Annotated in this window: 27 protein-coding genes and 4 pseudogenes; 9 read left to right on the top strand and 22 right to left on the bottom strand. The window is 48.0% G+C overall.

What is annotated here, in order from left to right; all coding sequences use genetic code 11:
• Window positions 1-63 precede the first annotated feature (63 nt).
• Window positions 64-1,254 (top strand): tryptophan synthase subunit beta, encoded by a 1,191-nt coding sequence (gene trpB / locus FCN78_RS05360; RefSeq protein ID WP_077485733.1) that lies wholly within the window; start codon window positions 64-66, stop codon window positions 1,252-1,254.
• Window positions 1,254-2,072 (top strand): tryptophan synthase subunit alpha, encoded by an 819-nt coding sequence (trpA, locus tag FCN78_RS05355; RefSeq protein ID WP_077659492.1) that lies wholly within the window; start codon window positions 1,254-1,256, stop codon window positions 2,070-2,072. Before trpB ends, trpA begins: the two co-directional genes overlap by 1 nt.
• Window positions 2,073-2,148: 76 nt before the next feature.
• On the opposite strand, the gene FCN78_RS05350 is transcribed toward trpA, so the two are convergent.
• From FCN78_RS05350 to cls, 4 genes are all read right to left on the bottom strand, one after another.
• A complete protein-coding gene (locus FCN78_RS05350) occupies window positions 2,149-3,405 on the bottom strand; it encodes a diguanylate cyclase domain-containing protein (RefSeq protein ID WP_077659491.1) in 1,257 nt (418 codons plus the stop codon).
• A 10-nt stretch (window positions 3,406-3,415) separates the two neighbouring features.
• The gene (locus FCN78_RS05345; protein ID WP_077659490.1) at window positions 3,416-3,952 is read right to left on the bottom strand and encodes a putative pterin-binding protein; all 537 of its coding nucleotides are present in this window, start codon (window positions 3,950-3,952) and stop codon (window positions 3,416-3,418) included.
• A gap of 363 nt (window positions 3,953-4,315) precedes the next feature.
• Entirely contained in the window at window positions 4,316-4,621 is a 306-nt protein-coding gene (locus tag FCN78_RS05340) for a hypothetical protein (RefSeq protein ID WP_069362617.1), read from the bottom strand.
• A 216-nt stretch (window positions 4,622-4,837) separates the two neighbouring features.
• A complete protein-coding gene (gene cls, locus FCN78_RS05335) occupies window positions 4,838-6,298 on the bottom strand; it encodes a cardiolipin synthase (protein ID WP_077659489.1) in 1,461 nt (486 codons plus the stop codon).
• A 517-nt stretch (window positions 6,299-6,815) separates the two neighbouring features.
• Between cls and FCN78_RS05330 the strand changes: the two genes are divergently transcribed.
• The 3 genes from FCN78_RS05330 to yciA all read left to right on the top strand — a co-directional run bounded on the left by FCN78_RS05330 (window position 6,816) and on the right by yciA (window position 9,335).
• Window positions 6,816-8,159: a sodium-dependent transporter gene (locus tag FCN78_RS05330; RefSeq protein WP_069362619.1), complete on the top strand. Its 1,344-nt coding sequence runs from the start codon at window positions 6,816-6,818 to the stop codon at window positions 8,157-8,159.
• Between the two features lie 142 nt (window positions 8,160-8,301).
• Entirely contained in the window at window positions 8,302-8,844 is a 543-nt protein-coding gene (locus FCN78_RS05325) for a septation protein A (protein ID WP_077458921.1), read from the top strand.
• Between the two features lie 92 nt (window positions 8,845-8,936).
• Complete coding sequence (gene yciA / locus FCN78_RS05320) at window positions 8,937-9,335, top strand: acyl-CoA thioester hydrolase YciA (RefSeq protein WP_077458922.1); 399 nt, start codon at window positions 8,937-8,939, stop codon at window positions 9,333-9,335.
• A gap of 79 nt (window positions 9,336-9,414) precedes the next feature.
• Here yciA and FCN78_RS05315 read toward each other — a convergent pair whose 3' ends face one another.
• From FCN78_RS05315 to FCN78_RS05300, 4 genes and pseudogenes are all read right to left on the bottom strand, one after another.
• The gene (locus FCN78_RS05315; protein ID WP_077458923.1) at window positions 9,415-9,810 is read right to left on the bottom strand and encodes a DUF6232 family protein; all 396 of its coding nucleotides are present in this window, start codon (window positions 9,808-9,810) and stop codon (window positions 9,415-9,417) included.
• Between the two features lie 177 nt (window positions 9,811-9,987).
• Window positions 9,988-10,233, bottom strand: a pseudogene (locus FCN78_RS05310) (transposase); the annotation flags it as partial.
• 185 nt (window positions 10,234-10,418) lie between these two features.
• Window positions 10,419-11,505, bottom strand: a pseudogene (locus FCN78_RS05305) (ISAs1 family transposase).
• A 355-nt stretch (window positions 11,506-11,860) separates the two neighbouring features.
• Complete coding sequence (locus FCN78_RS05300) at window positions 11,861-13,651, bottom strand: sensor domain-containing diguanylate cyclase (RefSeq protein ID WP_077659487.1); 1,791 nt, start codon at window positions 13,649-13,651, stop codon at window positions 11,861-11,863.
• Between the two features lie 509 nt (window positions 13,652-14,160).
• On the opposite strand from FCN78_RS05300, the gene FCN78_RS05295 reads away from it, so the two are divergent.
• Entirely contained in the window at window positions 14,161-15,636 is a 1,476-nt protein-coding gene (locus FCN78_RS05295; protein ID WP_077659486.1) for a sensor domain-containing diguanylate cyclase, read from the top strand.
• 121 nt (window positions 15,637-15,757) lie between these two features.
• Window positions 15,758-16,522, top strand: coding sequence for a phytanoyl-CoA dioxygenase family protein (locus tag FCN78_RS05290; RefSeq protein ID WP_077659485.1), 765 nt, complete (start codon window positions 15,758-15,760; stop codon window positions 16,520-16,522).
• Window positions 16,523-16,596: 74 nt separating this feature from the next.
• Here the strand turns inward: FCN78_RS05290 and FCN78_RS15990 are convergent.
• From FCN78_RS15990 to FCN78_RS05245, 9 genes and pseudogenes are all read right to left on the bottom strand, one after another.
• Window positions 16,597-16,710: pseudogene (locus tag FCN78_RS15990) on the bottom strand (Txe/YoeB family addiction module toxin); the annotation flags it as partial.
• Between the two features lie 46 nt (window positions 16,711-16,756).
• A complete protein-coding gene (locus FCN78_RS05280; RefSeq protein WP_077659483.1) occupies window positions 16,757-17,497 on the bottom strand; it encodes an SDR family NAD(P)-dependent oxidoreductase in 741 nt (246 codons plus the stop codon).
• Window positions 17,498-17,528: 31 nt separating this feature from the next.
• Window positions 17,529-17,924: a GFA family protein gene (locus tag FCN78_RS05275; RefSeq protein WP_069362625.1), complete on the bottom strand. Its 396-nt coding sequence runs from the start codon at window positions 17,922-17,924 to the stop codon at window positions 17,529-17,531.
• A complete protein-coding gene (locus tag FCN78_RS05270; protein ID WP_077522420.1) occupies window positions 17,921-18,418 on the bottom strand; it encodes an ASCH domain-containing protein in 498 nt (165 codons plus the stop codon). The genes FCN78_RS05275 and FCN78_RS05270 overlap by 4 nt, the downstream gene beginning before the upstream one ends.
• Before the next feature lie 12 nt (window positions 18,419-18,430).
• Window positions 18,431-18,769, bottom strand: coding sequence for a hypothetical protein (locus FCN78_RS05265; protein WP_077522556.1), 339 nt, complete (start codon window positions 18,767-18,769; stop codon window positions 18,431-18,433).
• A gap of 152 nt (window positions 18,770-18,921) precedes the next feature.
• The gene (locus tag FCN78_RS05260; RefSeq protein WP_077522418.1) at window positions 18,922-19,608 is read right to left on the bottom strand and encodes a GNAT family N-acetyltransferase; all 687 of its coding nucleotides are present in this window, start codon (window positions 19,606-19,608) and stop codon (window positions 18,922-18,924) included.
• A 44-nt stretch (window positions 19,609-19,652) separates the two neighbouring features.
• A complete protein-coding gene (locus FCN78_RS05255) occupies window positions 19,653-20,066 on the bottom strand; it encodes a hypothetical protein (protein WP_077659482.1) in 414 nt (137 codons plus the stop codon).
• A gap of 91 nt (window positions 20,067-20,157) precedes the next feature.
• Window positions 20,158-20,634, bottom strand: coding sequence for a GNAT family N-acetyltransferase (locus FCN78_RS05250; protein WP_077659481.1), 477 nt, complete (start codon window positions 20,632-20,634; stop codon window positions 20,158-20,160).
• 134 nt (window positions 20,635-20,768) lie between these two features.
• Entirely contained in the window at window positions 20,769-21,638 is an 870-nt protein-coding gene (locus FCN78_RS05245) for a PhzF family phenazine biosynthesis protein (RefSeq protein WP_077522413.1), read from the bottom strand.
• Window positions 21,639-21,871: 233 nt separating this feature from the next.
• On the opposite strand from FCN78_RS05245, the pseudogene FCN78_RS05240 reads away from it, so the two are divergent.
• Window positions 21,872-22,075, top strand: a pseudogene (locus FCN78_RS05240) (type II toxin-antitoxin system RelE/ParE family toxin); the annotation flags it as partial.
• Window positions 22,076-22,181: 106 nt separating this feature from the next.
• Here FCN78_RS05240 and FCN78_RS16135 read toward each other — a convergent pair.
• The 4 genes from FCN78_RS16135 to FCN78_RS05215 all read right to left on the bottom strand — a co-directional run bounded on the left by FCN78_RS16135 (window position 22,182) and on the right by FCN78_RS05215 (window position 23,645).
• Window positions 22,182-22,454 carry a BrnA antitoxin family protein gene (locus FCN78_RS16135; RefSeq protein WP_235607585.1) on the bottom strand — a complete coding sequence of 91 codons (273 nt, stop codon included), beginning with the start codon at window positions 22,452-22,454 and terminating at the stop codon, window positions 22,182-22,184.
• Window positions 22,455-22,673: 219 nt separating this feature from the next.
• On the bottom strand, window positions 22,674-22,970 hold the full coding sequence (locus FCN78_RS05225) for a hypothetical protein (protein WP_077659480.1): 297 nt from the start codon (window positions 22,968-22,970) through the stop codon (window positions 22,674-22,676).
• A gap of 96 nt (window positions 22,971-23,066) precedes the next feature.
• A complete protein-coding gene (locus FCN78_RS05220; RefSeq protein WP_235607587.1) occupies window positions 23,067-23,351 on the bottom strand; it encodes a HigA family addiction module antitoxin in 285 nt (94 codons plus the stop codon).
• Between the two features lie 15 nt (window positions 23,352-23,366).
• Window positions 23,367-23,645 (bottom strand): type II toxin-antitoxin system RelE/ParE family toxin, encoded by a 279-nt coding sequence (locus tag FCN78_RS05215; RefSeq protein ID WP_077522407.1) that lies wholly within the window; start codon window positions 23,643-23,645, stop codon window positions 23,367-23,369.
• Between the two features lie 114 nt (window positions 23,646-23,759).
• Here FCN78_RS05215 and FCN78_RS05210 point away from each other — a divergent pair, with 114 nt between their 5' ends.
• Complete coding sequence (locus tag FCN78_RS05210; protein ID WP_077674137.1) at window positions 23,760-24,782, top strand: IS110 family RNA-guided transposase; 1,023 nt, start codon at window positions 23,760-23,762, stop codon at window positions 24,780-24,782.
• Between the two features lie 406 nt (window positions 24,783-25,188).
• On the opposite strand, the gene FCN78_RS15985 is transcribed toward FCN78_RS05210, so the two are convergent.
• Window positions 25,189-25,428, bottom strand: a complete 240-nt coding sequence (locus FCN78_RS15985) for a hypothetical protein (RefSeq protein WP_077651674.1) — start codon at window positions 25,426-25,428, stop codon at window positions 25,189-25,191.
• Window positions 25,429-25,505: the final 77 nt, after the last annotated feature.

Genomic DNA, 25,505 nt, shown 5'->3' with positions numbered 1-25,505 from the left:
GATAGATGTCGCTAAGACAGGCAACGTATCTCGGCCCCCAGTTAAAGACGTAAAAGGATAATTATGAGCAAGCTTAACCCGTATTTTGGCGAATTTGGTGGTCAGTACGTGCCCCAAATTCTGGTGCCTGCGCTGGATCAGCTCGAACAGGCGTTTATTGATGCCCAAGAGGATCCCACTTTTAAAGACGATTTTATTCGCCTGCTGCAAGAATATGCCGGACGACCTACCGCGTTGACGCTTTGCCGTAACCTCACCAAGGGGACGAACACCAAGCTGTATCTTAAGCGGGAAGACTTGCTGCACGGTGGGGCGCACAAAACCAACCAAGTACTGGGCCAAGCCATGCTTGCCCAGCGGATGGGCAAATCAGAAATCATTGCTGAAACCGGAGCCGGCCAACACGGTGTGGCGACCGCGCTGGCGTGTGCGCTACTGGGATTGAAATGCCGCATCTACATGGGGGCCAAAGACGTAGAACGCCAAAGTCCTAATGTGTTTCGGATGAAGCTGATGGGCGCGACCGTGATCCCCGTCCATGCGGGCTCCGCGACGTTAAAAGATGCATGTAACGAAGCGATGCGCGACTGGTCAGCCAACTATGATACCGCCCACTATTTGCTCGGCACTGCGGCGGGCCCGCACCCCTTCCCGACCATTGTGCGCGAGTTTCAACGCATTATTGGTGAGGAAACCCGTGCGCAAATTCAGCAGGTAGAAGGCCGATTGCCGGATGCGGTGATCGCCTGTGTGGGTGGCGGCTCTAACGCCATTGGTATGTTTGCTGACTTTATCGATGACAAAGACGTGCGTTTAATTGGTGTGGAACCGGCGGGCAAAGGCCTCGATACTGATCAACACGGCGCGCCCTTAAAGCACGGCAAGCCCGGTATTTTCTTCGGGATGAAATCGCCATTGATGCAAGATGAATATGGTCAAGTGGAAGAGTCGTATTCAGTGTCTGCGGGGTTAGACTTCCCGTCTGTGGGGCCACAGCATGCGCACCTTAACGCCACTGGTCGTGGCGAATATCCGGCGGTCACCGACGATGAAGCCTTGGAAGCGTTTCAATCTCTCGCGCGCAACGAAGGCATTATTCCCGCGCTGGAGTCGGCCCATGCCATTGCCCATGCACAAAAGATGATGGCGGCGGAGCCGGACAAAGAGCAGCTTTTAGTGGTGAATCTATCCGGACGTGGTGATAAAGATATCTTCACTGTATATGACATTCTAGAAGGCAAAGGAGAGCTGTAATGGTGGCACCGTCTACTCGATATCAAGCAATGTTCGCAAACCTGGATGCCAAACAGCAAGGCTCCTTTGTTCCTTTTGTCACCTTAGGGGATCCAAACCCAGAGCAATCACTCGCCGTGATCGATGCATTGGTTGAAGGCGGCGCCGATGCGCTGGAGCTTGGCATGCCTTTTTCCGACCCATTGGCCGACGGCCCCACGATTCAAGATGCCACTATCCGAGCACGGAAAGCAGGGACCACACCCGATACCTGTTTTGAGATATTGGCAGTGATACGCGAAAAACACCCTCACGTGCCGATTGGGCTGCTGATGTACGCCAACTTAGTCTACGCCCGTGGCATTGAGGCCTTTTATACTCGCTGTGCGGATGTCGGCGTCGATTCGGTACTGGTGGCAGATGTGCCGATTGCTGAATCTGCACCATTTCGTGAACACGCCTTGGCGCAGGGCATTGATCCGATTTTTATTGCCCCACCTAACGCAGACGATGCAACCTTAGCCCAAGTGGCGGAGCTGGGTCGTGGCTATACCTATCTGGTATCGCGCGCCGGGGTCACAGGGGCAGAGGCTAAAGCAGGGGCGCCGGTTGAACACCTGCTCGGCACCTTGCATCATCATGAGGCACCGCGCCCGCTACTTGGCTTTGGTATCTCAACCCCTGAGCAAGTCAAAGCGGCGATCAGCGCCGGGGCGGCAGGCGCCATCTCTGGCTCGGCGGTGGTGAAGATCATCGAGCAGCATCAACATGATGTGCCTACAATGCTCCATGCGCTCACTCAGTTTGTCCGCGAAATGAAAACGGCGACGCAGCAATAAAACCGGGCCCGTCACTAAAGCGGGCAGGATCACCTGCCCGCTTTACACCACCCACCTATCGTCTCTCGCAATAGCGTCATTCACGCGCATCAGGTTTATTGAAATGGCGTATCGCCGAGAGAGAAACCTTAAACGCATCACCTTTATCAGGCTGTGTGTCACTCGTGCCATCACTCTCGAGTGCCGGCCGACGCGCACTACGGCTGTGTAATCGCTGGGTCGATGCTTGCATCGCGTCGTGGTAAACACGATATTGGTTTTTACCACCATGTTTTGCCGCATACATCGCCATATCGGCATACCTTAGTAGCCTTTCACCTCCGATATTATTTTGCCCGAATGCCAAGCCAATACTGGCTGACACTTTGCACCGATGGCCAAGCAATACCGATTGTCGCTGAGCAATGTTGACCAGTGTCGTCGCTATCTCACCAGGCGTATTTGCCTCTTGATAAGGAATGATCGCTGCAAATTCATCCCCGCCTAATCGTGCGATAACCGCATTACGAGGCAGTTCATCGGCAAAGCGCTTTGCCAGTGTGCGCAAAAACACATCGCCCACATCATGGCCATGCGTATCGTTTATCGCCTTAAACCCGTCTAAGTCGATCACTAAAATGGCCACCCCTTCTGTCGAGGTCGCAAAACGGTGGTTCAAGGCATCAAACAACCAATGTCGATTATTCAACCCAGTTAGTTGATCTTCTCGGGCGAGTTTGTAATAACGTTTGGCGTCATGGGCGATCAGTAGCAGAACCGTCGCCCCAACCGCTATCATCCCCAACGTCATCACAGTGGTCAGCTGCCCCAGTTGATTAAGCAGCCGCGTGTGTTCTCGATAACCACTGTCTGGCACCGCCAGTGTCCGCGCAAAGTAGTTTTCTAGCTGTTGCTGTTGTTGGCGATAGTGCGCCATCACGTCATCAATATTATGGGTAGAAAAGCGTAAGGCATAAAAGCTAGCTTCGCTCGCCCTAAGTTCGCTATATATCGTCTTAAGCAATGCGCGAGGGTTGGTCTTTGATGCGGTTTGTTTACTCGCCATATTGATCGTGACCGGAAAGCGGCTCCACAAGATCTCATGCTGCACCGCCACGTGATCAAAACTGCTCTCGCCACCTTGATAACGTTTTAGCATCGTTAATAAGGCATCGTATTCATTGCTCAAGCTCAGCATATACCAGACAAGCTTGCTTTGGCTGCTCGTCAACCGATCGGATAAACTCGTTATCTTGTGTGTGGTCACCACAACGCCGACTGCCAGTAAGGCGATACAGCCGACCAACATCAAGCGCTTAACGGGCATGATCTTCAGTTGCTTACTTCTCATCATTCATGCTTCCTCAAGGCTCAACTTCAATGTCTGTTAACTGCCAAACCATCGTCTCGTAAAAGCGATCGGATTGCAGTTGCGGGTAATCATCCAAAGGGTAAATCAACCAAAGCGGTCCTAATGTCCGAATGGTCATCGGTTTACCATTGCGCTCAAACGCAATAATAGGTTGGTAGCGTGTTACCACATCCCGCGGTAAACGTGCCTGATAGTGGTTCATTGCATGAAGCGTCAACGCTTGATAGTGCGAGACATTAGCGGCTTCAAGCACTGTTGATAGTTTGACGCCCCGAAAGGTTTGCAATCCAGCGGTAAAAGGCGTGTGTGTACGGATATCGGTGTGGGGCAATTTATCTAATTGTTGACGATCAAAGGTGATGCGCTCCGCATCGCCCACCGTGAGGGTCAGCGACAAAGGAAGGCGCAGTGATGCTTGTGCGCGGTCTACTGCGAGCACACAGACAAATAGCGCCACAAGATAGGGAATGAGCGCGCGTGTCGACGCGCAAAATACCGTTATATAGGCTGGGCATGATTGCATGTTCATCGCTCACCATTTACGTCTCTACGGTTGTTTACATCTGCTACCGCTCAACCGTCACCACTCAACAAACAGGTTTGGGTTGTGTATCAAACACACCCTGGCTAGGCGTATTGCGCGCTCAGAATGAGCCACCTGTCAGCATCTCGCCACGCGTGTGGCGGACTTGCGACTAGTGTGCTTCAAGAGGATGCATATTGAACAGTCCTAACGAGAGGGTTTATTGACAATTCGCACAATTGAGACAAAAGGAAGTGAGCGCTATCAGGCCTCACGGCATAAAGATAAAAAAAGACCCACCCGTTAATACACGGGTGGGTCAGGATGTTAGCTCCGTTGACGTATTCGCCAGGCGCGCGTTAGCCTCGATTAGCTTAGATCACGCATTAATATCTCAAACTCTTCTTGCGCTTGGTCAATCAATGTCGCGAGCTCGTTGGCATCGCCATGGTTCAAAGGTAACGCCCAATTATCATGTTTGCCGGGCTCAATATGCTCAGCCAGCAACTGGGTGATTTTGCCTTTGCGCTGAAACGTCACTTCATCAAATTCAGCGAGGTGGGGGCTTTCCTCGTCGGCAATGTGAACCATCACATTGCCATTGGGGATCACCCGCACATGCGCTTGACGCGCGGGAGTAGTGTTTAAGGTGTAACTCCGTGAATGGATAGACATGTCAGCCTCCTCTCACTCGACTTGGGGCACTCCCTATTATAGTGCTTCACCAGCAGGGATGACTGACTATCCCGCTCCGTATTGCGTAAGATCATAGATGGTTACACTCTTGTGGCATCACTCCATGCAAATACATATACTTATGCAATAATACTGCATACGGTAAATGGGTTAGCCCGCCGGTGTCATCGCGTATCGCCCAACAAATCAGCCCCCTTACAACAGCGGGCTAAACATGTAAAAGAACTGCTCGATCGGCTTATGATAAACGGGTCTTTGTTGCCAGGCTTCAGCACTAATGCGGGTCGATTGCGCCAGATAATGGCGGTGTAGCGCATGAATGCTCGCACAAAACTCGGGATCGTCGACAGTCAGTGTTAGCTCAAAATTAAGCCATAGGCTGCGCATATCGAGGTTCACCGTGCCCACGAGGCAGTACTGCTCATCCACCAGCACAGACTTGGTATGCAATAAGCCGCCCCCGAAACGGTAGATTTCTATCCCTGCTGACATTAAATCCTCAAAAAACGAGCGGCTCGCCCACTCCACCATCAAGGAGTCATTTTTCTCGGGAATAATCAGAGTGACTGACACCCCACGCTGCGCGGCTGTTTGTAAGCTCACCATCAGCCCTTCACTTGGCACCAAATACGGGGTGGTGATCACAATGCTCTTCTCTGCTTGATGGATAGCCAGAGTCAGCACTTGTTGAATCATCCCTTCTGGCAAGCCAGGTCCAGACGGAATCGCTTGCACCGCGTGATTGGCGTGTTGGTGATCTTCAATCAGCAAACACTCTGGCGATGACGGCAAGTCGCGTAGCCCAGTTTCCACCTCCCAATCCCATGCAAACACACTACTTAAAACGGGCACCGTGGGGCCCGAGACTCGCACCATCACGTCCACCCATTGCCCAACTCCCGCGTCTTGTTTGAAAAAACGCGGATCCACCATGTTCATCGAGCCCGTGTACGCAATATGATTATCAATGATTGCTATCTTGCGGTGTTGGCGAATATCGAGGCGACGAAAAAACATCCGAAACGGATTTACCGCAAGGGCTTCAATCAGCTCTACCCCAGCTTCACGCATCGCATGTGGCCATTCACTGCGGAAAAAAACCTTGCTCCCGGCAGAGTCCAGCATGATACGCACGGGGATCCCACGTTTGGCGGCATCACACGCCGCCTGCGCGACCTCGTCAGCATGGCCCCCTGGATACCAGATATAAAACACCATATCGACGCTTTTCTGCGCCTGACGAATATCAAGTGCTATTGACTTCAGAATATCAGCGGGCTCGGTCTGCAACGCCAGCTGATTGCCGGTGAGCTCCGGTACACCAATTCGGGCGTGGCAAAGGCGATTAACATGGTGAGACTGCTCGCTAATGTGCTGAGGACGATGTGCCGGGCACGCCTGCAAACTGAGCAGCCATTGACGATATGGCTCAAACATCGCTTTCGCGCGCATTGCACGTGTTTTACCGAGGTTCAGCTCACCAAAGAGCAGATAGGCAATCACCCCCACGATCGGGAGGATATAAATAATCATTAACCAAGCGATCGATACACCCAGCGCGCGACGCTTGAATACCACGCGGACTGTCACCCCCGCAATGGTTAACCAGTAGACCAACAGCAACAGTAAGGTCACGATCTCGTAGACTTTTTCCATGCCTAATTGCACACCTTAATAATAACTGACGAAAGCCTGTTCTCTCGCCTTCTCTATTCTGCCTAGCTTGCCAATCGGTGCAAGCCATGATTTGTCTTTAGAAAAAGACAAGCGGCGGAAAAATCGTGACAGCTAACACACCAAAATGATGCTAAATACATCAGATAATGCATGTTAACGTGACCCAAAGCAGCAATGTTAACAATGTGTTAAATCAATAATTGCAGTAGAGAAAGCCACTGTGATACTCACTAAAGGCAGCGGATTGCCCTTACTAACGACCAAGAAGTATTCACGCGGAGAGAGAATGTGGGGAAATACAGCCATACGGTGGTATTACATACGGCATGATCTTCAAATTTTACGCATAAACTGGTTTACTGACGAGTCTTTATAGAGGGAATGACTTGCTTCAATGTGTAATTATTAGTTTACACACTGAGCAAGCATCTGACGGGCGCAACTGAGTATGCGCCCATAAAAATCAATCAATTATCGAATACAATATCGAGTAGGTATGGCAAACACACAACGCGCACAATTTTCATCCCGATTAGGGTTTATTTTGGCGGCTGCTGGCTCAGCCATTGGGCTCGGCAACATTTGGGGCTTCCCCACGCAAACAGCCTCAAACGGCGGCGCCGTTTTTCTGTTTATTTATTTGCTGATGGTCTTTGTCCTCGCGTATCCCCTTTTAATAGCAGAACTCACTATTGGACGCTATGGCAATGCCAACCCCGTTCGCTCACTGTCAGCGGTATCCGGCGGACAAAAATGGATTGGTCGGTTACTTGGGTTAGTCGGCTTACTCGGCGCGACTGGCATTTTAAGCTTTTACACCATCGTGGCCGGTTGGTTGGTGGGCTATATGGTCTCACCCTTGCTTGCATTAACAGGCTTTACCGATGCAGCCGCCTGGTTAGAGTCGTTTAGCGAAACCCGTAACCTCGCATTGATGCTGTGCTTTATGGTGCCAACGATTCTGGTGGTCCGTAATGGTATTGCTAACGGGATCGAGCGTTGGTCTTCACGTTTAATGCCCGTCCTCTTTTTACTGTTCGTGATCATGGTGATTTACATCTTGTTCCAGCCCGGCGCGATGGAAGGGCTTAAGATGTACCTGATCCCAGATATGTCGCACCTCTCGCCGGGATTGGTCGTGAGTGCCATGGGGCAAGCGTTTTTCTCACTCTCGCTGGGTGTGTGTGTGATGATGGTGTACGGCTCGTATTTGTCCAAGACCGCCAACATCCCTAAAACCGCTGCACAAGTCGCATTGCTGGATACCGGCATCGCCTTTATTGCCGGGCTGTTGATCATGCCGGCGATGTTTGTTGCCCAACATAATGGTGTGGCGATTTACAGCGAGGCAGGCGCGCTCCTCAGCAGTGATACACTGGTGTTCAGCGTCTTGCCTGCCATGTTCGACACCATGGGAACAGCGGGCATCTTTATCGGTTTTGCCTTCTTCCTGCTGATGGTCATTGCCGCCCTCACTTCAGCCATCTCATTGCTAGAAGTCCCAGTGGCTTGTGCAACCGAGGAATTCCGTCAATCACGAGAGAAAGCGGTATGGTGGATTGGCGGCCTTATCACCATTGCCTCGGCAGTGATTGTTTACAACTTTGGCGATCTGTTTGGTTTAGTGGTTACCGTCACCACCGAGTACGCACAGCCTATCCTGGGCCTGCTGTTTGCTCTGGTTGCAGGCTGGCTATGGCACCGCAACGAAATCTTGAAAGAGCTGGTGCAAGGTAGCCCTGAGCTTGGCGAAACCTGGTTTTGGAAAATCTGGCCAGGCTACGTTCGCGTTATCTGCCCGATACTGATGCTACTGGTATTCGGCTGGGATTGGATTTAATCCTCAACGCGCCTTGGCATCCCCTGCCAAGGCGCCTACCTTGTGATTTGGCCTCTCACCGCCTTGTCGTTTCTCCTCCCTGCGCATTTGGGTACACTGCGTACATACTTAGCTTAAATACACCTAGTCACGCGGCGGCGTTATGAAACAACTAATTGATTTTATTCCTCTGATTATCTTTTTTGCCTTATACAAATTTTACGATATCTATATAGCAACAGGGGCACTGATCATCGCCACCCTGGTGCAAGTTGTACTGGTTTGGGCCTTGTATAAACGCGTGGAAAAGATGCAAATCATCACTGCCGTTTTGGTCGCCATCTTTGGCGGCATGACGCTATTTTTTCACGATGATAACTTCATCAAGTGGAAGGTAACTATCGTGTATGCCTTGTTTGCCATTGGCTTGGCGGTGTCCGAGGCGATGGGTAAACCGCTGATCAAGAATATGCTCAGCAAAGAGATCACACTGCCAGAACGCGTGTGGCGCACCATTAACTGGGCCTGGATCGGATTCTTTTCGCTTTTAGCCGGGGTAAATATTTATGTCGCTTACAGCATGCCGCTTGATGCCTGGGTGAACTTTAAGGTCTTCGGCACCTTGATCCTGACCTTCCTGTTTATGATTGCAACTGGGGTGTATATCTACCGCCACCTACCCAAAGAGAGCAACTCAGACCAATAAAAACTTGCCCAAATGCTGTGTTAGCGGTCACAATTCTAATCTTATCCTGAAAAAAGGGGCTAGCCCCTTTTGAATAAGATGTGAAGAGAGCCATGCCTGACAACAAAAACAACTGCCCCCGCGGCCAACTGCTGCTTCGTACATTAGCCATGCCCGCCGACACCAACGCCAATGGCGATATTTTTGGCGGCTGGATCATGTCCCAGCTCGATTTAGCTGGCGCGATCCTCGCCAAAGAGATCTCTGGTGGACGTGTCGTTACTGTGTCAGTCAACGACATTACGTTTAAATCGCCCGTCAGTGTTGGCGATGTAGTCTGCTGCTATGGGACGTGTCAACGTATCGGCAATACCTCGATCACTATTGAGCTTGAGGTCTGGGTTAAGCCCGTTAGCCATGATGAGATAGGCGATCGCAGCAAAGTGAGCCATGCGACCTTTAATTATGTTGCGATTGATGAAAACGGCCGCCCTCGCGCCATCAATAAATAACGCGATCAACAAGTAAAAAGGGCCTGTTAAATTGCAGGCCCTTCGTGTATCCGCTCGATAAACATCACCACCGGTGTGGCTATGAGGTTAACAGCCGCTTTAATTGCGCGACGTGCTGATCAAAAAGCAATTTATCTGTTTTCTTCCCACTTTTGGCGATGGTCAGCCACTGCACGCCCGTGTCATCCTGGTGGCTATATTCAATGCGTAGCACGTATTTTGCGCTAGTCAGCAAAGCTAACAACGCACCTGCAACAAAGCCCACGGCAGGTAAGTACTCCGCGTAAGGCAGCTCACCGACCAACATAAAAAATAAAAAGCTCGCGCTTAGTATTCCTAGCCCTAACATCCTCAGCAGGTGATCTTTCCACGTGAGTTCTTCAACGCTGGCATCAACAATATTGTGCATCGCGTAACAGTCATCATTCACACATAAACGGGTTGGGGTTTGTTTTATTACCACTGACTTTCTCATGCTTATTTCCATATCAAGGTGTGTGAGCCAGTCACACTGTCACAAGGTTCATTCCACTGTGGCGATTATTATGTCTATTTTTACTAACAGGGCGAGCACGACTAAACGCAAACGTGACCCACAACACTGACTTAATACGTTCCGTGTTAACTATTTATACATATGCTTGCTACGCTCAAGACAGTGGTTAACCTCAACCGTCTTCTCCTGTTTGCTGATACAACTGGATGACAGCGATTTTAGCAGTACGTCCATCCGACCAAATATCGAGTCGAGAAAGCCTTGCAAGGCGCGAAAAGGAAGCTTGAAAATACCTTTAACCGTCAGCGCTGTTTCTATAGCGCCATCGGTAAACGTAAAGCCTCTGACTCGTTTGCCATGATGCGTGTTGCAGTGCCAGCCTTGGATAGCGGCGCGGTCTATCTGTTTGAGCGAGATGGAATCACCTAGGTACGACAATCTTACATCAAGCCACCCAATACTGAGGCAAGTGATTTATTCGTATTTGTTGCTTCTCTAATCCGCCAATGGAGACGTATTAGAGATTGGCTCTCGTAGAGCAGACAGCAAGTCTTCCGGAATCAATAGCAGGGCGAGCGCATGAGTGTTCACTTTTCAACCATCGTCGGTATGCCTGCGGCTAAAACTTTCTCTAAGAAGCTGGGATTCATGAGACAGCGCTTCTGTTTGGCCACCAAGCTGATCTTGGTCGGCTCAGCCCGCACCATGTTTGAGGCCATGTGTCGCAGACAGGCAAAGTTCGCGGCCCCATTGTCTTTATAAATTTGACAGGCGTCTTCACCCATGTTGACATCCAATACCCAGTGCATGGCTTCAATGCCCCAATGCGAGCGGATAGCACGGCTTGCCTCATCGGCAGTCAGTGATTTTGAGCTGATATAGTAACGATACTCCAGCGACATCGGACGCCCTTTTTCAACACGCAGAGACTCAACCATGATAAGGCTTTGTAGTGATGGCCAACGGGTAAAGTCGCCTGATAAACACGCTTTATCAAGCACATAACACTGACGTGATTCAATACGACCGTGACCATATTCAAACTCGACATCGTCATTGAAGGTTCGACGTTGCTCACTGAATGCCGCAGTGATCGCGTTCGCTAACTTGCCCTGGTTTTGTTTCACCGCTAATAAGTAATCGCCACCCTGCTCAAGAATCGTCTTGGTAATCGTCGTTTGGCAGGCCATGGCATCGATGGTGACCAGCGCACCGCGTAAATCGAGTAGGCGAATTAACTCGGGAATCGCACTGATTTCATTGCTTTTTTCTTCTGTCTTAAGCTGGCCAAGCACCAGATGATTTTCACTAGCATACGCACTGACCATGTGGATCGTACTGCTTCTATCTTCACGGTTGTAAGAGCCTTTCAGCGTTTTACCATCGACGCGACCACCTGACCATCCGTCATTTGATGGACAGCTTTCATTCAATCGAAGAGATGGCACGAGCGATGGTATCGTCGGCAGGAATACCGTCTTTAAACATACCGTTACGCTTAAACCACTCATGGTGCCCTAGGATGTATTCTCGAATCCCGTACCATCCTTTCGACCCCGCAATCACCGCGGACAATGAAGCAAAGAGCAGGTCGAAAAGCGGGTAGGTTATCTTGGCACTCTGGCGGTTATCATCAACGGCGCTGAAGTAGTCTTTAAATGTATCGATATCCACGGTATCTATCCCGAACTATTTTAGAATCGGCCTATATGATCACAGCCAGAGGTGATCGTCAAACCGATCCTGTTTTGGTCAAAAAACGTTCGCGATCTCGCCCTGGAATCAATAGAGACCAACAGAATAACAACGCGAGCAGTAGCAGCGCTTTATACCTATATTAATAGCTTCCCTCTTAGGGCAGAGGAGGACTTGATGGCAATGGAATATTTATATCGGCGAACGTAACCCTAAGGCTACGTTCCACTATGACGTGATTGCCAACCAATCTTTTTAAGAACAATGCCTTTGAATATCAAAAAAAAGGGATCAGCGTATCCTCCATAATATGTACATAGACGATATTTTAGTCCTATTCATCGATATCATCTTGCTCATTCCAAAAACAGTAGTGATTTTTTCCATTGCTTTTAGCTCGATACATCGCTTTGTCAGATTTCGCCACCAGCCCGTTTATACTTTTATCATCATTTGGAAAGACAGAAACACCAACGCTTAACGATACAAAGCTGGATTTGTCAGTGTGAGACAGCATCGTTTTTACTGATGACATCACTTCGTCGACTAGTAGTTTAATAGCATTGTAATCAGGCATGTTGGCTAATAAAAGCAAGAACTCATCTCCACCAACTCTCGCCACAACATCAGTTTGTCTGACTGACTCCGTTAACGTCTTAGCTATGTCGCACAAAAGCCGATCCCCTGTCTGATGCCCAAAGCTATCATTCACTTTTTTAAAGTTATCTAGATCAACAAAAACGACAGCAACATAATTACCTTTTTCTTTTGATGCTTGAGTTATAATCTCCAATTTTTTCATCGCGAAATCACGAGTGGCCATTCCTGTCAAGTTATCATGGTTAGCCAAATGTTCTAACTGAGACTTTAACTCTTCTCGCTTCTCAGCATTATTCTTAAATACAACAAGTGCTTTCGCCATTTGGCCAACCTCATCCTCACGCTGACTAATATAAACGTTAGTCGAGAGGTCATTTTTTGCTAGCCGTAGCATTGTACTTGTCATTGTCCTTATCGGGTTTGAAATACTAACACCTAATAAATACCCTGAAAAAACAACAAATACAAAAACGATAAGATTAGTAAACAGGAATATTTGACTCATTTCCGATACAGGCTGGAATACCTCATCTTGATCGACCTCGGCAATCATCACCCACTTAATGCCTTTGAAAGAGATAGATGCATAAGCGGAGTACACACGTCGCCCTCGGTAATCGGTAAATAACCCTGTTCCTGATGAACCTTGTAGACCATCTCTTGATGGCACAGTGTCCACTCTAGTCTTCAGTATATTATTGTGATCTAAAAATCTGGAGTTACTTCGCATTAACAAATCAGAGCCGACTAAATAGGTTTCGCCAGTGGCTCCCATTCCCGCCGTCACTTGCATAATTTTATTTATAGGTTCAATAGGAAGCTGAAAGATTAACGCGCCCATATAATTAACACTGCCATCAAAAACAGGGATCCCTATGAAACTCGAGGGTATGTTATTACTGGGCTCATAAAAATCAATATCTGAATAGTATATTTCACCAGGCTTTCTTTCATCATTTATTTTACTAAAAAGCTTTGAAAGAGAGGAGTCTTTCCATGGGCCATGGATTAGATTTGTTGCATAGTCTTCATCTTTTTGTACCGTGTACACCAAATGACCATCCGTATCAACTAAAAACATGTCATAGTAGGTGTTTGAACGAACAAGGTTTAAAAAGATAGGATGGTAATGCTGGTGTTTTTCGCTATAAACACTACCATCGTCTGGTGAAAGGAAGTGGTCTCTCTGCCCTGATGAGAATGGGTTATTCCTTATGTAGACTTTCTTTAGATATTCTTCCCTATCATTTGGTATGCTATCAAAAGACTGTGAAAATTTTTCTAGTGCTTCTCTTACTAAAGGACTCTGACCATGAAACAACACTTCATCCTCTAGAGAGGAAAAATAATTAGTCAGGCTAGACTTTCTCGACTGCAAAAGAGAAAGCATGTTATTTTTTATAATATCTTCAACATTAACTTTAATGTTTATATAAGAAACAACGCCGGCCACGATCATTGATATCAATGCAAAAAAAATCATCACCGCAGGTAATTTCTTGTTAATTGAAACATTTTCCAGCATCAGTTCAATCTTTTTACCAATAATTTAAGTATTGTATTATAATACGACAGTATTTAGTTATTTTTCATTCCGTGATCTAAGTATCGTTTTTTCGCAAACGTTATTACTTGCCTCACAACAATAACCACTTTTAATTTCCCGCAATATCTAAGCCTGACCGCGCCCTAACCCTAGCGTGGATTGAATAATCATAGGCTAACCCAATCACCAAATCTACCCTTTGGGCAGGTCTATTTATCATTTTCTCACACTATACGGGGCGGTTCTGTCAAGACTAGCATAGTTTTTGCGGGTGTCTGTGATCACAAAACAGCATTATTCACTCACACTGGCGTAGCACTCATTCCACTGTGGCGATTATTATGTCTATTTTTACTAACAGGGCGAGCACGACTAAACGCAAACGTGACCCACAACACTGAACACTTAATACGTTCCGTGTTAACTATTTATACACACGCCTGCTACGCTCAAGACAGTGGTGACTTTGTAGATAATGGACTATCGGCATGACCATCCTAACCGGGATCCAACCTGAACTTGATAGACACCAGCTCTCTGAGCTAAACGTCGATCTGCTATCGGCCGTGCTACGCGGTGCAGACATGCTGGTCAGTGGGGATGACAGACTTGCCAATATTAATCACTTGCTCGCGGAAATTGGCGCGGTGACGCAAGTCAGTCGTGTGTGGGTGTTTCAAGTATTGGGGATCAGCAATACCGATATTTTGCAGGATTATGTCTTCGAATGGGCAAACGAGAAAAAGTACGCGCAAATTCGCCTCCCTCATTTTAATCATTTCAGATCTAGCCTCGCGCACCCCGAATACCGTGAGCTGATAGAAAGCCGACAGCGGGGCGAATACCAAGCGGTCATTACTGATCAGTTACCCTCGTCTTGGCTCAAACGCTACTTAACACAACAGCGCATTTTATCGATGTTAACCATCCCCATCATTGTCGATAATAAATGGTGGGGAACGCTGGGGTTTGATGATTGCGAGCGAGAACAACAGTGGTCAGAAAGCGATGTGACTTTGCTGCGCGCGACGGGACATCTGATCGCTAGCACTGTGCTAAAAAACGAGCTGTTTTCTAAACAACGCCAAATAGACATCATTAAAGACAATACCCACTGCAGCACTTGGCAAGTGGATGTACAACGCGGTATCTGCTGGTGCTCGTCAGAGATCATCGGCGACAGTAGCATTAGCAGCATTCGTGACTCTCGCACTTACACCAGCCGGCACTGGCTGCGCCGCATTCATCCTCGGTATCGTCGAGCGTTTTTCTCACGGGTGCGCCACTTTTTATCTCCCGCTGGCAACGAGCTAAAAATGGACTTGCAGGTTCAACGCGACAATGGCGAATATACGTGGGTAGAAATCACTACCAATCACGATCCCAAAAATAAGCCTCAAGGTGTGGTCGCCGGTGTAATGTGGGATATCAGTCAGCGAAAGGCGGAAGAACAAGCATTAATGCGCCAAGCCGCGACCGATCCGCTCACACAACTATACAATCGTCGTCAGTTTGCCAGCGACCTTGCTCGCTTTGGCGACAAAGCCCGTTACCGACATCAACCCCTATCCCTGCTTATTATTGATATCGACCATTTTAAACGCATCAACGATAATTACGGCCATATCGTTGGCGACCAAGTCCTCGAAGCTTTCGCGTCTTTGCTCGAAGCGCACCTTCCTCTGCATAGCAACATTTATCGTATTGGTGGGGAAGAGTTCGCTTGTCTGTTGCCTAATACCGACCAACAAGCGGCGCAACACTACGGCTCTCAGCTATGCGAAGCAATTTATGATCACCACTCGATTCTCGACTATTCCCCCGCTATCCGCGTGTCCGTGTCAATTGGCTGTGCGGAGTTCGACGCCGCCATGCTCGATGCTAAGTACCTCTACCAGCATGCCGATGACGCTTTATATAACGCCAAACTCTCTGGGCGCAATCGGGTGGTCAGTTACGCTTAATCTTGCAGGGGCTTTTTCGGTCAGTACACTGACCTCACCCACAGCCGTTATTCAGTGACGACGGTGATTTGCTAAACTACAGGTAACACTCTAGGTTTTATATCCCCCTCAAGGAGCTTCTATGCCAGCTCGCCCGGACTTTCTCGACAACCTCTCTCCTCATCACGGCAAAGTCGTCCGTGGCGTACTGAGCCCAGAGACACAAACGGCTCTTGCTGCCAAACTCGACGCCATGCCCAATGGGCAAACTTGGTATGCCGACATCTACACAAAGGCGATCTATGGACCCATGGTCTTCCGCGACCCAGATCTCAACATCGCTGACACTATTGAGGCACTGCTGCCAGACTATCGCATTTTGGCCGACTTATATTTGGAGAAAACGCCTGAGGATCAAGGCTTTCCTTTCCATACTGATTTTGACTCAATTGGCTTTATGGAGCGGCCGGAAGATATGCTCACGGTATGGATCCCGCTGACGCCAGTGAAAGAAGCTGGCTCAGGTCAGTTATCTATCGTGATGGAAGAAGGCGCGGTGCGCCTATCGCTAATCCGCGAAGCCAATCAATTGCACTCACTGGTGCGCATTGCCGACCCGTCGGTGCCCGAGCACCCGCCATTTCAAATCACCCAGCAAGAGTATGACTATATGGAGAAGGGCAAAGTGACCCCTGCGTTGGATGCAGGTGATGCGCTGCTTTTTTGTAACGCTTTTTTCCATAAATCAGAGGACGTCTACCAAGGAAAACGCGCCGCCTACATCATGCGCTTGGTGCCTAAAGATGCCAAATTTAGCAAAACGCGCCTGCTGGCACTGAGAAAACTCGGACAGAACCTGGCGGTGGTCGAAGAGTTACTGAAAACGCACTATCCAGAGGCGTTGTAGGCGTGACTTTTATTGAGGGTGGTGAGCATGACGCCTCAACCATTGTGCCATTGTACACCGCAGGCGCTAGGTAACTAATAGTGATATCGGCAAGACAGGATCGTAATAGACGTGTCATCCACGGCGTAAACCAGCCGATTGGTATCATCAATACGCCGCGACCAAAAGCCTGTCAGATTTTCTTTTAGTGCCAGAACATGTCTAGTGGTTATTCGCTTAACCCTAGATGGTGGCTTATGCCAAAGAGAGGCCACCATCAACGACGAGCGTATGGCCGACGATATAACTGGCTTTATCCGAGAGCAAAAATTCAATGGCATCAACAACCTCCTCCACGCGTGCAAACCGCTTGGCAGGCACTTGCTCTTCAACATCGAGTTTTATGGTCGGTTGATGAGTCTGTCGCTCGTCCCATCTTGGTGTCCACGTTACCCCCGGCGCCACAGCGTTAATACGGATATTATTTCTGATTGCCTCTAGCGCGACGGATTGTGTTAGCCCTTCTAGGGCATGCTTTGCCGCACTGTACATCGCTGCATTTGGCGTTGGTCGCAAACCATTGATTGAGCTGACATTGACAATGGCACCACCTGTCTCCATTAACTTAATTTGATACTGCAAGCATTGGGCGTGCCCCCAGAAGTCATTATTTAACGTTTCTTTCAACGCAAACATATCAACTTGATGATAAAGACCACCCGATCCTAACGCCGGTGAGGCATTATTGATTGCAATATCTAATTGGCTATATTGCTCGCGGATATAGCGGAAAAGCTGCTCTAGCGAAGCCTGATCGGCTAAATTAGCTTGTTGATAATCAACAGCTTTAAGTGCAGGGTATTCAGTAACAGCGGCCTGCCACACGTCTTTGTTGCGCGAGCACGTGATCACTTTATAACCTGCCTCAACTAGCCGCATAACACAGCCTAAACCGATTCCTTTCGACCCTCCCGACACAAATGCTAATTTCGTCATAACCGCTCCTCAAAACGATGTACGCGACATGTTAACGATCTGCTGGATGATGAACCCCATCCATCACGGGAATATTCTCCAACTCAAACGGATTGACGCCATCTAAGCAGGCAATATTGAACCCAAACTCACTCGGATTGGAGCGACGTTGGTGATGGGTGTAAATGCCACAGCGTGAGCAGAAGTAGTGCTTAGCCGTGTGGGTATTAAAGGAATAGACACTGAGTTGTTCACTGCCAGCAACGACACGCAATTGTGCAAGCTTGACTGAGCCAACAATGGCGCCGCGGCGTCGACACATCGAGCAATCGCAACGTCTGGGTTTTTCAATGCCATTGGGTAACGTAAGGGCTAACACAACCGCTCCGCAGTGGCAGCGCGCCAAATGTTCGGGTTGGATGGGCGTTTGACCGACTTGTTTTATCATGCGCTTACCTGCTCAGTTTCATGATTATCGAGTGGATAGACTTTCTTAAAACGCTCTAATACCAAAGGAGATTGAGTTGTAAACGGCACGCCGAGTGCCTGCCCCTCTTGCTCAAAAAATGCCAGATGCGCCTGCCGCCACCACGCATAACTCTTATCGCCTTCACCTTCCGCCGCGGCGAATTCAGCAGTCACTTGATCAAACGGGCACTCGCTAACTTCAGTCACCTTGATAATGCAAACCGGCTGCTGCGCCCAGTTTAGCACCACGGTTAAACGCCCTACTTGCGGGTAAGGTTCGTTTTCTATCTCGTAGCAAGCTTTTAAGCTGCACGATGCGCGTTTTATGCCTTGATCAATCAAACGGGCGCATTCGTTAGCATTGTATTCATCCGCGCAAAAGTACTCGGCAATCGTTTCAGGCACGGCCTGACGTTCTGCGTCACTTAAGGTGGCAAGGTAGGCGTTTAAAAATGCCTGTTGTTCTGTATTCATAAGCGTCCTTGTTTATTCAATTATCCAATTCGCGGCGCCAGCTCCCGACTCCTGAAAGCGAAGTTTTATCGGGTAGGTGTCATCACAGCCTTCGACAATCCATAGCTCCCGCCAAACCCTTGTACCTATCTCGCCTGACGGCATTTCGCGCACATAAGGCACAAATTCCTCCGGCTGCTCACAGCCTTGAGATGCCACCGTAACCAGCACCCCTGCCATCGCATCTTGGATCAATTTTTGATTAGCTAGCGATCCTTCTTGGATCGCTCCTTCTGGCAGCGACTGCGCCATCGACGAAGAAGAGACCGCCAAAGCCCCAAACACGAGTAAAGCCCGTAGCCAATTAGTCATACTCAAAAACGCCCTTAAAAATGAATCATCAACAATCTCAGTGGAGGATTCTAAAGACAACATTCAATCTCCATGAACATCAACCACAAACGCCTCTCCCACTTATCATATTGCGATAACTCCACCAATGCGTATTGGGTCGTTGCCGCTACTCATAGTTCTGCCAGTATTTGAATATGACTGTGAGCAACAAAGCCTAACGACTCGCAAAGGCGTCGAGAGGCAATATTTTCCCGGTTGGCACGATATCGGGCGACACGTCCCCTCTTTTCAACCTCTTTAACCCACCTTGAAATCAGTGCCTTGCCGACACCACGCTGACGATAGCTTGGTGTCACCAAGATAGACAGCGATTCAAAGGGCTCGACGCCACAATATGACGCAATGATCCCAACAGGCTGCCCTTCTAGATATGCCATATAGAAATAGTCTGAGTCCAGACTAAAATCCGCTTTAAATAATTCTTCCTCATCAAACCTTGTGCTAAATTGTTCGATGTGCTCCCGATGGGCTTCCAGCGTTAGCTGATCAATCTCTACCTTTGATTTCGCGTCACAAATATGACCTGATAGATAATAGTCAATATCATCAATACAGACCTCAAACGCTTGAGAGTTCACATCGTCGATATAGTCATGTAGTGATCGCAGCTTAGATTTTTCTAGATCTGTGCGAACGTCTTCATTGCAGCTGACCAGTGTCAGGTTATCAGACGCATACAGAAACGCTAAATCCTCTTCACCGCCTCGTTTATAATAGTCGCAGCCAGTGAAAATATAATTGCTTTCAATATGATTCACGCCCAAACGCGCAAGCCAAGATTTATCAATGCTATCCATCGCTTAATACTCCATACTTAGTCAAAAGTGCCGGCTACACGACACTAAAGTTTTGAAGTTTCGGCAGAGCAAAATTCAACTAGCAGACTATCCTCAAGCCAAACCTCATACAAAGGACCACCAAAGTGTTTTATAACTCGATGAGTTAATTGATATTTCTCTGCTATCGCAACTAACTCATCTACCGTTTTGTTTGCTTCGAGCATAAAGTGAGAAGCATGAAAGTTTTGCTTTTTACCTTGCTCTTCATAAATTGCAGCTAAGTCGCCGAACGTCAATTTATACTGCACTGGAATGAACTCTATTAGTTCGTTATCACTCTCGCTCCAAACACACATCCATGCACCAGTCATCGTCTTTGAAGGAAATGCTTTAGCCTCACCATTTGTCAGCTCAGCTAAAATCTCCGAGCTACGCTTCGGTCGGCATGAATTAACAGATAAATGCTTAATTTTCATTTAATCTCTCGATCTTCCCTGACATAGAAAATGCTCATTTCAGCCGCTCCGGCTTGCTGGCGTCGTCTACAACTGGTTATTATACGATGCCTCACAGCAAGCGCTGAAACTGCCCATTTTTAGCTTTAAAATCTAGCTTGTTAAACAAAGCCTGAGACCGACAGTTACCCTCATCAATATCTGCATACAATTCTTTAATGCCCAAAGATCTAACATGATAAAATAATAAGCTAAGAGCTTCCGACATATACCCTTGTCGCCAGTACGATGAATTTAGTAAGCATCCGACCTCACAGGAGTCACCGTTATCACTAAAGCTATGTAAGCCGCAGGTTCCAATAACTTTTTTTGTCACTTTCTCCATTACCGCCCATTCCAACGATTCACCTGATTTCTCCAGTCGGACCACGCTTTCTAGCATCTGAGCTATCATATCTTTCGATGTAAAAACTGGATCTGAGGCAAATTCCATTGTTTGAATATCACCATAAATTTCAAACAGATCATCCGAATCATTCGTTTGAATTGACCTCAAAACAATTCTACTTCCGTGTAAATCAGGCTTCATTTTTCTCCTTAATCTTATAGCGGCTTGGTAAGGTGTGAGGCACGCAACACCAAAGCTTACGCATACCATCTTAGCCACTAAACCCAATGCATAGTAAAAATGCTACGCGTTCGCTGTGTCTCTTGAAACGTTTTTCATACGGAGATTTCCCGTCGTCCAATTCTATGAGCGAAACCACCAACTCTGACCTTAATAATACCTTGCTCGTTTGAATCTACAGACGCGGTAATTTTTGAAATACACTTCATTGCCCGACCTTGTTCGAAAACAAAACTATTCGAATGTGTATTAGGAAGGTGTTTAGTTAGGTAACACGCTAATGCACCACTCGCACTCCCCGTCGCTGATTCCTCGGAAATACCAAAAAGTGGAGCAAAGTTACGACAACTTGCTGTAACCATGCTTGTTTTGTCACATAACTCAAAAGCATGAATACCAATTACTTCATGCCTTTTACAAAAGTTAATGGTTAGATTTTTATTCACTTGAATTTTATCGAGATACCCATATGGGACAGGGACAATAATATCGGGTAAACCTGTTGAAACAACCTGTACCGGCAACCGTGTCGACTCAAGGACTTTCGAGTCTAACCCGACTAACTCCGAGATAAATTCATAACTGAACTGTGCACGGTATTCTGGTAGCTTCTGATCCATAACTACAAGACCGTTTGTCTCTATGGTGACGATAAGTAAACCTGCTTTAGTCCTTTGAAGGTATTTACCCTCACTTATGATTCCGTCTTGATACATTGTTGAAAATGCAGCTAATGTTGCGTGTCCACAAAAGTCAACTTCACCTGTTACGGTAAAAAAGGACACCTCAAAATCAGCTTCATTATCCTGAGATACAAATGCTGTTTCCGAATAACCAACAACTTGTGCTATTTGTAATTTTTCTTCGTTCGACAAATAATCGGCGTCAAGCACTACACCCGCAGGGTTTCCACCCATTCCATTCGCAGTAAAGGAACTAACTAAAATAGCTTCAACGTTCTTCAATCTCAATTTCTCCGTATAACGCCAAGGTAAGCCGCTGGTGCGAAGCGCAGCTGAGGACCGGTAGATTTCACCTACTGGTTAACAATGGGTTTCTCTGTACGGGTATCAAGCTTTGCCCTTTCCCCATACACCGATTGATACTCTACTATCAGATCAAAGCGCTTCAGCGTTTCCTCAATCCCTGACAAATCCTCCCCATCAGACAGACTAATAGTAAGCGGGTATTTCTACCCGCTTACGAAAAAACTGACAGTCTCATTGACGCAAAAGTAGAAAACTTGCTTGAACAACCGCTGATGAGTGTGTAGCAAGAGGGCATCCGCGGACGGTTACTCATTACCCCTGAGATTTCGATGATTATCTCTTACTGGGCTGATGACGATATCATCCGAGTGATGCGTGTGCTCCACCAGAAACAAAAATTCCCTGCGGGTTAATTGCTTTCTCTGGGGAACTAACGCCCGGCTCTGCGGCAGGCAAAAGTAGAGTCCGTTTTTTTGGCCGGAGCTTTTTCCTTTCCGACACCAGCCGTTTGTTAACAGTTTATTCCCACTCAATATTTAGGTCTTTATGTGACTGTGCGCAGTCGCGTAAGTAGAGATTAATGAGGCTCTGATACGGAAGGTCTTTTTTCTCGGCCAAGTTTTTGAAATACGCGACAGTATCCTCATCCAGCCGGATCGTAACCTGCTTCTTGAGCTTCTTGGCGTGTGGATTCTTAACGGACTCAGAAAAATCGTAATGATCAAGCAGTGGCACACCACCAGCAAGCGAGAATGGATGCTCGTTCCTAGCACTATGAACCGGTCCTCTCATCAGAATGGTCTGCTATCAAACGGTCGAACTCGTCTGTAAAGGCGGTTTTGGCCTCGTCGAACGAGATTTTGTGCTTCTTGCGATTAGCGGCATCCATGCGGGGATTCCAGTCAAAGATAAGACGACTCATGCATTACATTGTAGGTATTATCAAGGTGTCGACTCAGAGACCGCTAACGCCCAATTGGCACTGCTCAAACTGAACACCTGTGGCTAAAGTCAAAATGGTATTCTGTCCTCGTCTTCTGTTGCATCTAATTCGGTAGACGGCTCAGGATCAGAAAGAGCGTCTTCAACCGGCATCTGCTCCCACATCTCATTCTGATGGAGCCAGATCGGATCAGCATTTTCTTCAATGAACTGGTCTGCAGGAATACCATCCGCGGTTGGTGGCCGCTTTATTCTGACTTGCTTGCCATTCATAAAAACCCACTGGTACCTCCTTTGCCGCTCTGCTTTCGCGGCTTTCTTTGCTCTCTTTTGAGCCGGAGTGAGCTTTTTCTTAACCTTTGCCATATCTGAACTTTTTGGTGCTAACGTCTGCCATAAACAGCCGAGTGAAACGAGGTCTGGCGACAGAAGGAAACGCATTTAATGGCTTGGTTATGTGCTCTACTGCGCTGCAACAAGCTTCTTGACCCTAAGGTCTTTACGGTGTTGCTCAGCATGCGACAGTTCATATTGGGACTGCTGCGTTAGCCAGCTCTCCGATGAGGTATTAAAAGCAATAGAAAGCCTAATAGCCATTTCCGGACTAACACCGGCTTTGCCATTCAAAACGGCGCTTAACGTTTTCCGGCTCACCCCGAGCGCCTCCGCAGCTGCTGTAACAGATAGGCCAAGGGGGTCTAGGCAAAGCTCTCGTATGACTTCACCGGGATGGGGAGGGTTGTGCATCAACATAGGGTTACCTCAATGACAATCTTGGTCATTCACTACCTCGGCATCTCCATCCTCAAACCGGAACGTGACGCGCCAGTTACCCCTTACCGTCACAGCCCAGATTCCCGACCGGTTGCCGGAAAGTTCGTGGAGCCTTAGGCCCGGCAAATCCATATCTTTGGCGCCGGAAGCCGCATTGAGCCTACCGAGAATAAGCCGAAGCCTCTTTGCATGAGCGGTTTGGATCCCTGCAGTGCTGCCGGACTTGAAGAATTTCGCCAAGCCCTTGTGTTTAAAGCTTCGAATCATCTCCTTGTTGTAACCTGTAACGCATCAGGTGTCAATGTGCATAACGAATGACATGGATTCCCCCTCTTGAAGATCTGCCACACTTAGGTGCGGCCTTTAATACCGGAGATAACCATGTCTACTCAATTCTTTTGTGGCGTTGATCTCGCCAAGCACCACTTTTCTCTTCACGCGGTGGATGACCACGGAAAAGTCATTCTCCATAAATCTGTTTCACGCGCTAAATTACTGGCTACATTAGCAAATATGCCTACGATGTGTATAGGTATTGAGGCCTGCAGTGGGGCACATTATTGGGCCAGAGAATTCAACAAGCTCGGTCACGATACCCGTATCATGGCCGCAAAGTATGTCGGTCCTTATCGCACAAAAGGAAAAAATGACCTGAACGATGCCGTTGCCATTTGTGACGCTGTTCAGCGTCCAAATAGCCGGTTTATTCCTGTTAAGTCACCCGAACGCCAAGCGATTCTCGCGACTCATCGTGTACGTGAGCATTGGGTCAATGAACGTACCGCCCTCATTAATCGTATTCGTGCATTACTGGCAGAGTTCGGCATTATTATTCCAACGGGACGAGCCGCCATTCACAGAGAAGTACCACTCATTCTCGAGGCAGCAGAAAATGGCCTGCCTGATATCGCTCGTGCCGTCGTGGCAGATTGCTTTGACCACCTACAAACACTTAATCAGCGTATCGCCGATACCGAGCAGTGTTTCGATATGGTTACCAAGGCCAGTCCTAATGCCCAGCGTATTCTTAATGTTCGCGGCATTGGCCCACAAACAGCAACGGCGATTATCGCCACTATCGGAAAAGGCGAGCAGTTTGATTCCGGTAGAGACTTTGCTGCTTGGCTTGGATTAGTGCCCAAACAGTACTCAACCGGAGGAAAACCGCGATTGGGTCGTATTAGTAAACGAGGAGATAAATACCTCAGAACGCTCTTAGTGCATGGTGCGAGAGCCGTCATCACGAACCTAGGCGATAAGCAAGATAGGCTCAGTGTCTGGGGGCGAAATGTCCTTGAGCGACGTGGCATGAATCGCGCCATTGTCGCTCTCGCGGCCAAAAATGCACGCATTGTGTGGGCGTTATTGCACCATCAAACGGATTATCAAGACTACGCGGCCTAACTCGTCGCTGTCGTAAGGAGAAATACACCAACCGGGTCATTGCACACGCAAGTTGATGAGTATCGGTGAAGACCATTTGCAGAGAGCCTGTTAATGCGGCGGGCACCTTGATGCCTTCTAACGAATTAGGCACTGCAACCGCGCAATGTCATCAGGGCCATGACGTGAGTCAGTAAAAGGCCGAATGTAGAGCGGCAGTCCAAACCAAACTCAATACGCTTCGCGGATGCTTGACGAACGGGGGAATCCATGTAGCCAAATTAAGGTGTGAACAACGCTAACCACCTACCTAAAGCATTGTGCCATAAACAATAAACTTGCTTGAAGTGAGAGCGATTAGCGTTGTGAATCACCCTTAAATTTTATTGTTAGTTGTGAAACTTACCACCTGCCGAGATCTACAACCTTAATCTAGGTAGTCTGGTGTATGTAAGTTTGTACCGCAGACTTTGCACTTGTAATCACCTGAATGCTCACCCTCCATTAAAGCATTCGCTATTGCTGCAAATAAGCCAGAAAAGAAACCCTTAACTTCTTTTGCCGTGGCTTCATTAGATTTAGAGAAGCTTTCATACTTATGAAGCGTCACCTTTTTGCAATTACAACAGAACGCTTTGGTCTCTTCAGCGCCGTATATTTGAACCAACTTGATTATCTCCAACAACCTAATTTTTCACCTAGCAACTAACGCCAGCCGTAACCGGCGCATTTGTAGTTAGCGCA

The sequence above is a fragment of the Salinivibrio kushneri genome (genome assembly GCF_005280275.1).
GTDB classification, from domain to species: domain Bacteria; phylum Pseudomonadota; class Gammaproteobacteria; order Enterobacterales; family Vibrionaceae; genus Salinivibrio; species Salinivibrio kushneri.
This window is presented reverse-complemented; position numbering and strand designations above follow the sequence as displayed.

What these genes read in the sequence shown, in the direction of transcription:
- trpB (WP_077485733.1), top strand. Translation starts at nt 64, where the DNA reads ATGAGCAAGCTTAACCCGTATTTTGGCGAATTTGGTGGTCAGTACGTG.
- trpA (WP_077659492.1), top strand. Translation starts at nt 1,254, where the DNA reads ATGGTGGCACCGTCTACTCGATATCAAGCAATGTTCGCAAACCTGGAT.
- FCN78_RS05350 (WP_077659491.1), bottom strand. Translation starts at nt 3,405, where the DNA reads ATGATGAGAAGTAAGCAACTGAAGATCATGCCCGTTAAGCGCTTGATG.
- FCN78_RS05345 (WP_077659490.1), bottom strand. Translation starts at nt 3,952, where the DNA reads ATGAACATGCAATCATGCCCAGCCTATATAACGGTATTTTGCGCGTCG.
- FCN78_RS05340 (WP_069362617.1), bottom strand. Translation starts at nt 4,621, where the DNA reads ATGTCTATCCATTCACGGAGTTACACCTTAAACACTACTCCCGCGCGT.
- cls (WP_077659489.1), bottom strand. Translation starts at nt 6,298, where the DNA reads ATGGAAAAAGTCTACGAGATCGTGACCTTACTGTTGCTGTTGGTCTAC.
- FCN78_RS05330 (WP_069362619.1), top strand. Translation starts at nt 6,816, where the DNA reads ATGGCAAACACACAACGCGCACAATTTTCATCCCGATTAGGGTTTATT.
- FCN78_RS05325 (WP_077458921.1), top strand. Translation starts at nt 8,302, where the DNA reads ATGAAACAACTAATTGATTTTATTCCTCTGATTATCTTTTTTGCCTTA.
- yciA (WP_077458922.1), top strand. Translation starts at nt 8,937, where the DNA reads ATGCCTGACAACAAAAACAACTGCCCCCGCGGCCAACTGCTGCTTCGT.
- FCN78_RS05315 (WP_077458923.1), bottom strand. Translation starts at nt 9,810, where the DNA reads ATGAGAAAGTCAGTGGTAATAAAACAAACCCCAACCCGTTTATGTGTG.
- FCN78_RS05300 (WP_077659487.1), bottom strand. Translation starts at nt 13,651, where the DNA reads ATGCTGGAAAATGTTTCAATTAACAAGAAATTACCTGCGGTGATGATT.
- FCN78_RS05295 (WP_077659486.1), top strand. Translation starts at nt 14,161, where the DNA reads ATGACCATCCTAACCGGGATCCAACCTGAACTTGATAGACACCAGCTC.
- FCN78_RS05290 (WP_077659485.1), top strand. Translation starts at nt 15,758, where the DNA reads ATGCCAGCTCGCCCGGACTTTCTCGACAACCTCTCTCCTCATCACGGC.
- FCN78_RS05280 (WP_077659483.1), bottom strand. Translation starts at nt 17,497, where the DNA reads ATGACGAAATTAGCATTTGTGTCGGGAGGGTCGAAAGGAATCGGTTTA.
- FCN78_RS05275 (WP_069362625.1), bottom strand. Translation starts at nt 17,924, where the DNA reads ATGATAAAACAAGTCGGTCAAACGCCCATCCAACCCGAACATTTGGCG.
- FCN78_RS05270 (WP_077522420.1), bottom strand. Translation starts at nt 18,418, where the DNA reads ATGAATACAGAACAACAGGCATTTTTAAACGCCTACCTTGCCACCTTA.
- FCN78_RS05265 (WP_077522556.1), bottom strand. Translation starts at nt 18,769, where the DNA reads ATGACTAATTGGCTACGGGCTTTACTCGTGTTTGGGGCTTTGGCGGTC.
- FCN78_RS05260 (WP_077522418.1), bottom strand. Translation starts at nt 19,608, where the DNA reads ATGGATAGCATTGATAAATCTTGGCTTGCGCGTTTGGGCGTGAATCAT.
- FCN78_RS05255 (WP_077659482.1), bottom strand. Translation starts at nt 20,066, where the DNA reads ATGAAAATTAAGCATTTATCTGTTAATTCATGCCGACCGAAGCGTAGC.
- FCN78_RS05250 (WP_077659481.1), bottom strand. Translation starts at nt 20,634, where the DNA reads ATGAAGCCTGATTTACACGGAAGTAGAATTGTTTTGAGGTCAATTCAA.
- FCN78_RS16135 (WP_235607585.1), bottom strand. Translation starts at nt 22,454, where the DNA reads ATGAGAGGACCGGTTCATAGTGCTAGGAACGAGCATCCATTCTCGCTT.
- FCN78_RS05225 (WP_077659480.1), bottom strand. Translation starts at nt 22,970, where the DNA reads ATGGCAAAGGTTAAGAAAAAGCTCACTCCGGCTCAAAAGAGAGCAAAG.
- FCN78_RS05220 (WP_235607587.1), bottom strand. Translation starts at nt 23,351, where the DNA reads ATGCACAACCCTCCCCATCCCGGTGAAGTCATACGAGAGCTTTGCCTA.
- FCN78_RS05215 (WP_077522407.1), bottom strand. Translation starts at nt 23,645, where the DNA reads ATGATTCGAAGCTTTAAACACAAGGGCTTGGCGAAATTCTTCAAGTCC.
- FCN78_RS05210 (WP_077674137.1), top strand. Translation starts at nt 23,760, where the DNA reads ATGTCTACTCAATTCTTTTGTGGCGTTGATCTCGCCAAGCACCACTTT.